Origin of the sequence: Rufibacter sediminis (genome assembly GCF_014269285.1) — a bacterium.
Taxonomy (GTDB): Bacteria; Bacteroidota; Bacteroidia; order Cytophagales; family Hymenobacteraceae; genus Nibribacter; species Nibribacter sediminis.
Map to the genome: position 1 here is coordinate 1 of NZ_JACOAF010000054.1, position 9,609 is coordinate 9,609.

The following is a 9,609-nucleotide window of genomic DNA, read 5'->3' on the forward strand; positions in this document are numbered from 1 at the left end:
ATACGAGAAGACAGCCGGCAGTTTTGCCGGATTCGTTTTCCTAGCAGCAGCCATGATCCTGCTACACTAATTGTCAACACGCCCTAAGCCGAAAGGTGTTTCAGAGCCTTTTTCTGAAAATAGGCGTAAAAAAGAAGGTTCACTATTGCCCATTTAAGATTTCCAGCCTACCAGATTTATAAGAAAAGAGGCTTCCCTTAGAAGCCTCTTTTCTTATAAATCTGGTAGGCTACCTGTCTAAGAGCAGCCTCTTAACAGTTGTCTTGCCAGCTACCATTATTCGGCAGATGTAGACTCCGTTAGCAAGCTTACTACCATCAAACTCGTATTGGTATGCTTTCCCGGCCATGGCTTTTCCTGCAAATAATGTTTGAACTAGTTGTCCTTGCAAGTTGTAAACTTCCAGGATTACCTCTTCTTCGGCGGCCAGTGTAAAACCAACGGCTACCTTGTCTGAGAATGGGTTAGGATGCGCGGTAAACGAATCCAATGTTTGAATTTGTGGTGTTTGCTCTATTTCTGGAGAAATAACTGTTGTTAGAAGAACTTCAGAAGTAGTGTATGGCGTCAGATTAGAGCTCGGAATAACTTCCATGGTGCCATCGGGTTTGGTCCAGGCAACGGAGAGGTGGTCTTTGAACCTGAATTCTCGCATAACCGATTCAATATAATACCGTTTGCCCGCCTCTAAGTTAATCATGCCTGACTCTTGGGTTGCAAACTCATTGTACCTGCTTGGCTTGGATGCTTTACGGAGATATGCTATCCTCACCTTGTTACCTGGATTATCATCCGTGCTTAGGAGCAACTCTGCACGATCATCAGCAGCTAAATGGAAGCGGTATTGCCCACTAACCGGTACACATAAATAGCCTCTCACACGCGCAAAGTAATTCTCTCCCATGTTTGAAGGAACTACAAACGAGGTAAGTATACCGGTGGTAGTAGGTGGTACATTTGTAGGAAGGTGGTGAAGTTCCACTAATTTTGAAGGAACATGGTCCCACCGTTCGTATGTGATATTGCCAGTGTTAGGACAAAGAGCAGTACTTTTAACGGTGAAACTTTGAAAGACTGGTGTCGCTACAAAGTATTCCTCATTACCTAATTGAGTTGCTTTTATAACAACAACTCCGGTTCCGGTTATGGTGACTATAGTGCCATTGATAGTTGCCGGACCACTTTCTACCTCAAAGGTCACAGGTAAACCAGAGCTTGCTGTTGCACTAAGGTTGAAGGGAGCATCTCCAAAGGTCTTATCAGAAAGCTTATTGAAGGTGATAGTTTGATTAACCTTGTTGAAATTGAGAGTTTGATCTAAATCAGGAGCTGGCAGGTAGTTGGCATTACCTGTTTGGGAAGAACGTATCCTTACTTCCCCAGAACCAGAGAGCGTGAGAATATTACCAGAGATAGTAGCTGGGCCACTCAACACGCTAAAGGTCACAAGCAGACCAGATGAAGAAGAAGCAATGATTCTGTACCTTCGGTTACCATCTGGATCATCAGGCAAAGGCTCAAGCCCACTAAGAGTGATAGTTTGAGAAGCTTTTTCAACTATGAAACTTCTTACTATTGGTTCAGCCGCTTCATAATGATCATTACCCTCCTGAGAAGCCCTTACTTTTACAATGCCAGCACCTGTTATGGTAAGAGTATCATTTGAGATAATTGCAGGTCCCTCAACTACATCAAATTTTACTAGCAGGTCTGAACTAGCTGTTGCAAATAGTTTGAACGGTTTACCACCATATGTTTTATTTGTTAGTTGGGCAAAAGTAATTGTCTGTTGCTCCCGATTGCTTTTAATAACTTTTATTTCCTGGAGTGCTGTACTTACACAGCCATTTGCATTTGTAAAGGAGTAGGTAATTTTGAAGGTGCCTAATCCTGCAATTGCTGGATCAAAAATTCCATTTTTCACACCAGGGCCATTATAAATACCACCTTCTGGGGAACCTCCAGATAAAACAAAAGCAGGAGTGTTCTCTTCTACATCCTCAAAGGGTGATAAGGTCACTACAGGGTTTGTATCAATCTTAACTATTAAATTAATAACACTACAGTTGCCAGTGCTGTCACAGGCACTTATCTGCAAAGAGTCAATTCCAATAAAGTTTGGTTTTGGCACCAAGTTGATACAAAAACCAATTCCAGTAGTAGTAAGTGTGGTAGTTAAGTTTTTAGCAGTTGAAGCCAAGGTGAATTGAATTAGATCCTGCTCAGGATCTGTAACTGTAATGCATTGATCAATAGGAGAGTCTAAACAACCGCTCAATGATAGCCTTGTGATTGGCTTACTATTTAATTTGAATACTGGTGCTCGGTTACCTGTGGGAATAGTTGTGCTAGCCTCAGGAGCATCTTTCATTTCTTCGGCATTGCCTACATTGTCAATACCTAATGAGAAGAATTGGTACTTACTACCCGGCTCTCCATTGAATATAGCAACACTATCCCTTCTAAACTCTCCATAATTTAAGAAGGGGCCATTATTTTTATTAAAATACAGAGCATAGGAACCAATACCAGAACCTGAATCATCGTCTTCACCCCCAAATTGAATTGGTATTTGGTTTCCCGGACTAATTTCAGGCAGCTTTTGTACCAGAGTTTTAGGAGGTGTGGCATCTATAACATTAAACCAAGTATTGGTGGCAATAGGAGCTTCAATGTCAAAAACAATGGTTGCTTGGGCAGTAATAGAATCGCCAGTTTGCACATTTGCTTTTGGCTTAACACTGTAAGTGACAAAACCCTCTCCAAGACCAGTTGAATCATTAATAGGCAAGAAACCTGATAATGGGTCAGTAGGCGGTAAGCCTGTCTTAGGATCTATCGTTTGAAAAGTCCAAGAAGCAATTTTATTTATTATATCTACACCGGCTGATACTTCTACGTCATACCCTAATGAGTCTGGCAGGTTTAATACCTTGGTATATGAAGCAATATTGTCGGGTACCTGAAATGAAAAGTTTGAAAAGCCAAAGGAACCAACTCGCAAACTTAAAGGGTTGACTTGCTCATCTAATGGTAACACAATGGTAACTAGTTGCGCCGCTGTAGTGGCTAACTTTGGATCATTCTCAAACCGAACCGTGTAAGGTATAGCATTTTGGTTTGATATAAACCTTTGTGGCCCATATCCTTTTGGACCAGTAATATCATTGGGATCTCCTGCTCTTATAACCGGTACAGGGTATTTTTTTGTACTACTTGGAGGAGTTGGAGGTGGATTGCAAGGATCCTCATTAGTCCCGTCTTCACTGGTAGCCTCATCTATTTGATCAATCCGCCTCCGGAAAATACCAGTTCCTCTTCCTGAAGAGGGAACGCCTGAGCATCGATACATTTCTAAACACGGATTTGGTTCTCCTGTTATTTCATTTTCAACGACATCCCTAGCTGTTCCAGTAAACATATCCCAAATAAATTCACCAAATTCTTTAATTCCAGCCCTAGCTGCAAAAGGCCCTTGTGCGCCTAACTCAATTAAAAGAGGCAAAGTGCAGTTTATTCTTGCATCATCACATTTTTGTCTTCTACATAATTCTGGGTTTGCTGTGCCAGTTGCAGTACTAGCTATATTAGCTTCTAATTGAGTATGTGCATTGCCACAAGTAGAACAAATATCTGCCTGAATACTCTTTTCTGCAAAATGTAAGTTATTAGGACTGTCTATTGGGGCCAGTAATCCCCTTCTTATTAATACTGATTCCACCGAATCTCTAAAAGCACCTGCATTAGACGCTAACTTTCTGAATTCAGTATTAAAAAGACCCGGAGTGCTAAGAATGATTTTTCTGTGGTATTCAATTAAACTATCTAGGTTTTGCTTAAATCCTTGGTTTGAAAATCCTAATCCAAATAAATTTACATCTAAGGTTCCAGTCAAAGTGGGCTTTACTTGAAGATTAACCGTAAATATTTCACCAGGAGATAAATCCCTAACTACATTATTTGTGTGCTTTAAAGTACGCTCCTCCCAATCATTTACCTGTGCTTTCTCAAATAAAGAATCTATCTTACTTTTTGTTATAACATTTTTACTAGTTGAATATGTAGTAACAGGGGTATTTGAAGGAATAGTAATTAAAAATTGTATATAAGGTATATCTACATTAGAAGTGTTCTCCATTCTAAATGCAAAAAGTCCATTAGTGCCAGCTCTAATTTGGGTTGGTATTTGTTCCTGAACAGCAACTTGAAAAATTTCAACAGGCACAACTTCCAAGCCTTGTTTCATTTCAGCTTCTACTTCCTCGTTTATTGCCATTACATCGTATCTACCCACCGGAACACTTTCCAATTGCCAACGCACCTTTAACTGCATACTACTGACAAATTCTATAATAGAAGCTTGTACTATTTTCTCTCCTTTTGAATTTTGTAAATAAATTTCAGTGTCAAGGGTAAAGCGGGCTCCAGTCAAATTACAAGTAACCCTCCCTTGGCCTACTTTATCAGGAGTGATACTTAAAATTGAAAATGGTAGAGCCTTTACAAAGATTTTAATTTGCTGGGCTTGTGCAAACTCCGTATCTGATTGAATTAACACATAGTACGTACCGGCCTTAGTACCAGGAACTAATACTTGCTGATTTGTGGAAACAATATTTGCATTCTGAAAATCGAAGTCGGATGAAGTAGGTACCCTATTATAAGCAATAAATACTTTGTTCTGCCCTTCCGGTTGGTTGCTACTTAGAGTGAGAACTAAATCCAAGTCCTCTTCTACTTGAATTTTGTAATAGCGCAGGTCTCCATTGTTAAGTAGTGCAATTTTTTCGATACCTAACGCCAACTCACTTATCGTAATATCGGTGTTATTATCAGCAGCTTTATGATTGTTTTCATCACTCGCTTCCAGAATATTATTTAACAAGTCTGTACTTGTAATGCCCCGATATTCTCCAGGATTGATATCCTTTACCTTGGTACTTATAAACCTTGTTATGCTCTGACCAGGTTGTAGATCAACGTAGCCCAACTGAACTCCTAATAATTTATCTTTATCAGTATCCGGAATTGTAGCATTAGGAGAGGAGAAGTAAAGGCCATCTTTTAAGATTCCCAGCCCTCGGCCTGTTCCAGCATTTTTTATTATATACTCAGATTGAAAGTCATCGCCCAAACCTATAATTGACGGCACTCCCACCTGGGTGATTATAAAATCAGAAGGAACTGGCGGCACAATCTCAATTAATGTAGCCTTGCTGTTATTATCCTCCGCCAGATGTTCATATACTTTATTGTTTGCATCAGCAAACCCAATAACATAATAAAAGCCTGAGAAACTAGGAGGAATGTTAACAAGAATGCTATCTGTATAGCTTTCATTTGGAGCAAGTTCTCCATTTCTCTCCTTCGTGCCAATGCCTAGCACCAGGGAACCCGTGTTGAAGGTTGGTGTTGTACTTAAAAATATTTGGTCACTCCAGGTTGGGGTATTGGTTTTCCCTTTTCCTTTATTACTAATAGTATAGGGAATGTATAATTGTTGGCCTGCAATTACTTGTTGTGGAGGAGATAGTTGTTCTATAAATAAATCACTTGGGTCCGTTAAAGAAATGGAAACAGCAATAGCTTTTGTGTTATTGGAATTACTAAAATCATTTGAGTTAACAGAGTCAGCCTCTGTACGCAAAATCAAAAAATAATCCCCGATCTTATCGGGCGGTAGCTGTATGGAAGCATTTTGGGTGTAACTCTCACCGGAAGCAAGTTTATTATTGTTGAAACGAGTGGTCAATAATATATCCACATCCGGATTCGCAATACTATCTTCAGAGAGGTATATCCTATCATTCCAAAAATCTTGCTTTAGAGCTAGATTGGAGGTGCCTATATTACCAACTTGCCATTTAAGAGCTAAGGACTGTCCAGAAAATAACTGTTTTCCCGTACTGAATTCCAAAATAGCCAAGTCTGATATGCCATAGCTTTTTACGTAAACACCCTTTGGCAAAACAAGAACATTATTCTCATTTAAGTTTTTCCCTTCCGAATCGTATTCCAGAATTGTATTAGAGCGATCTAAATTTACGAGTACAAAGTAGTTACCCGCAAGAGCGTCCCTTATACTCAGTTTGACAGTACGAGTAAACTCTTCTCCTGCTAATAAATCACCAGTATTAAGGTATTCGCCTAATAGAATATCATCTGAACTCAACTGCCTATCTCTGGAAAGATAAATTCCATCAGTCCATTGAGCAAAAGCTGTGTTAGGTCCTTTATTACTTGTTATCCAGCTTAATGTAATAGGTTCTCCAAGGTTTATAGAGTCAAGTTCTATCTGTCCTTGTAACCCAACTAAGTCAGCGTAGGCATAATTAATCGTGAATTGCTGCTTGCTTCTAGCAAGATTATTCTCTTCAAACGTATACTCAAACACGGTACTATCAGCATCGGCTACGACATATACATAGTATTTGCCACTTAAACTATCAGGTAATTTGAAGTTTCCGCTCTGTAAATAGGTGGCGTCTGGTGAGAAATCATTGTCTCTTGTGTAAATAGATTTACCAATATAGGTAGCCGAATTAATATTAAAGCTCGGTGATTTGGAAATGTATACCTTGTCACTCCAAGCAGTTTCAATAGGTCCATTAGCACCTTGATTTTGAACCTTCCAATTTATTTGAATGGGATAGCCTGAAAAAATTTCTGTAGGAACAGATATATCAGTCACTACTAAATCTGCTGGAGGCCGTAGCTTTATACTGGTTTTTTTAGTCGAATTAATGTTGTTATCTCTGGAGATTTCTTCAAAACCTCTACTTGCGTTACTTAAAACGTGCACGTAATAGTCTCCATATTTACTATGAGGGATTTTTATTCTATGTCTTTGCGTATAAGTAGAATCTTTGGGTAATGTAATAGCCCTTAAAGTAACAGTGCTTAATAAATGTGAGTTGGAGGCGATAAAGTTGGAATCTGGAGAAATAAAAACCTGATCTGTCCATGTGTTATTAAAGATTGTTGCGTTTCCTTCATTCTTGAAACTATAAGTTACAGTTACTGAATCATTCCCAAAAGCAGTAGCTGGCATGGCTATGGATACGGGTCTTAAATCAGGGAGTGGAACTACAGTGATAGGTATGAAGTTGATTGACCTTGCTGTATTATTTGTTCTGTCTTCTTCAAGTATCAAGGCATTGCTGGTAATAAATACATAATATTGTCCAAATACGCTTACTGGGATTGGGAAATTTGCCACTCCGTTATAGACTTGGCTGGGCTGTAGATAACTTACATTTCTGGTTGTACCCAGCAGAATATCATTACTTGCATCAAAAATGGTATCTGAAGATAAATACACATTATCTGTCCAGGTTTCTGCCAATGTACTTCCGGCACCCTTATTAGAAACTTTCCAACGCACCCCAATACTACTTCCAGCAATTGCTGTTTCGGGTGTTTGAACATTATAAACAAATATGTCTGGCAACTGTCTTAACGTAAACTTATGAACGCTACTTTCAGATCTATTACATTTATTCCGGGATACTACCTGCCACTTATACCAAATACCATAATTGATGCCTTCCCTTATAACATAGTTTATGTCGCGTAAATTAGAAGCAAAAGGAATTTCAGGGCGGGTTGCAATACTATCCGGCCAAATATAGAGGTCATAGAAATCAGTATTGTCAGAGGGCTTCCAAGAAAGATTTAAAGGTAGTGAAAGCCCAACTGCTCCATTAATTGGTAGTAAATTACTTGCTACACTTGGTAGAAGGGAATTTTCAACCGATACTTGCAAACTAGTTGAGAGTTCATTTTCTCCACAATTACTGGAAGCTGTTACCTCAATTTTGAAACTTCCCACAGAAGTCCAGTTTACAGTAGCCGTATTGTTTGATGTAATGATGGTGCCCCCTCCAGAAAGCTTCCAAGAGTAGGTTGCTCCCACCATTTGCGGTACACTGTAGGTTTGTTTTCCTAAACACACATCAGTGTTCCCGGCAATAGAGCCTAATTGATTGATACTTATACAAAAGGTTTGATCTTTGCTAATTGCTGGTAAGTAATTAGAATTGCCACCTTGGGAAGCTCTTATAGTAACACTTCCTACTCCTTTGATAGTTACTATATTGTCCTCGATTGAAGCATTATCAGAAACAGAGACAATTTCTAAATCCACCGGTAAGCCTGAGCTCGCATCTGCATTAATACTAAAAGGAGCATCTCCGAAAACTCTATCAGAAATCGGCGTAAAAGAGATTGTTTGTGCACTTTTTTTAACCTCGAATCTCTGTCTTTCTGAAGGTGCAGGATTAAACTTACTGTCTCCCTCTTGCAGAGCAAGTATGATTACTTCACCAGCCCTTGTTATAGTTAAGATGTTGCCCGTAACAGTTGCTGGTCCCTTTTCTACTTCAAAACTTACAGGGAGACCTGAACTTGCTGTAGCTTCCAACTTAAATGGTTCATCACCATAGGTTTTATCAGGAATGGCAGCAAATGTAATGGTTTGATTCTGCTTTTCGTCAGTATAGGTAACGGGGTTAGATTCTGGGCCCACGCCACAGGCGTTCTGGTATCTTACTGTATAAGAAGCAGCATTGTTGTTTACAAAGTATGAAGGGGTCGTAGCCCCTGAAATAGCTCCGCCGTTCTCATACCACTGGTAACCGGTTACGCCTGCCCCTGCTGGAGCAGTGGACGAATGCATCCATTTTCCTTCTGTAGTGATGGTAGGCGTTAGGGTAGGTGCAGCGCCAGAAACAGATACTGCAAGAGTTTTTTCTACACTGCTTCCGCAATCATTGGTGGCAGTAAGTTTTATGGTGTGCGTACCAGGCGTGGTCCAAGTAACGGTAGCAGAGTTGTTGTCTGCCGCCAGGGTTCCGCCTCCGGAAACAGACCAAGCGTAGGTTAAACTGCCTTCCGAAAGGATGGTAGTAGTATACGTTTGCGCGCCAAGGCATGAACTGGTCACCCCACTGAGGGTGAAGTTTTCAGGGAGTCTATTAATGGTTAAGGCCGTGGAGTTGGCGGCGCTAATCTTATCTGGGGAACTGGAGATAACTCGAATCCGGTAGTTTACGCCCGCCGGGGTATTGGCAGGTATAAGAGCATCTATTGAACCAGAATCTGTTCCTTTCAAAGTACCGATGGCTATTGGGTTGGTAAAAGTACCATTGGCGTCTGAGAGTTGGGCCGTGAACACGTTATTGGAACCAAAAGCAGCCGAAACGGTAAAGGGAATGGCCACGGCACCGTTGGCGCACAATGGACCATTGATTGTGCCAATACTTACCATCAACTCTGCTGGAGATTCCACTTTGAAATCATTGGCACTGGTTGCACTCCACCGGCCATATTGATCCTGAAACCGCACAAACAGTTTATGATTGCCCACTGAAATTTTAGACATGTCTAGCGTGAAGGCAATGTTGGTGAGGTCTGGGGCAGGGATAAACGGAATGTTTGTGCCCTTTCCGAAGCCAGGATCCGTGTCAATGTAGTATTCCCCTTTTGTAACTTTCACGGTGGAAGTGGGAGGCTGGGTTAAATTCTCCTTGTAGAAGGTGCGGGCGGTGGTCATGCCCCAGCGGCCGTTGGCGTCCTTGAAGCGCAGGTGGAGCTGGTGGAAGCCGGGCT

Annotated in this window: 1 protein-coding gene; it reads right to left on the bottom strand. The window is 40.6% G+C overall.

Features of this window, described 5'->3' with window-relative positions:
- Positions 1 to 229 precede the first annotated feature (229 nt).
- The gene (locus H7U12_RS20740; protein WP_186641750.1) at positions 230 to 9,553 is read right to left on the bottom strand and encodes a CARDB domain-containing protein; all 9,324 of its coding nucleotides are present in this window, start codon (positions 9,551 to 9,553) and stop codon (positions 230 to 232) included.
- Positions 9,554 to 9,609: the final 56 nt, after the last annotated feature.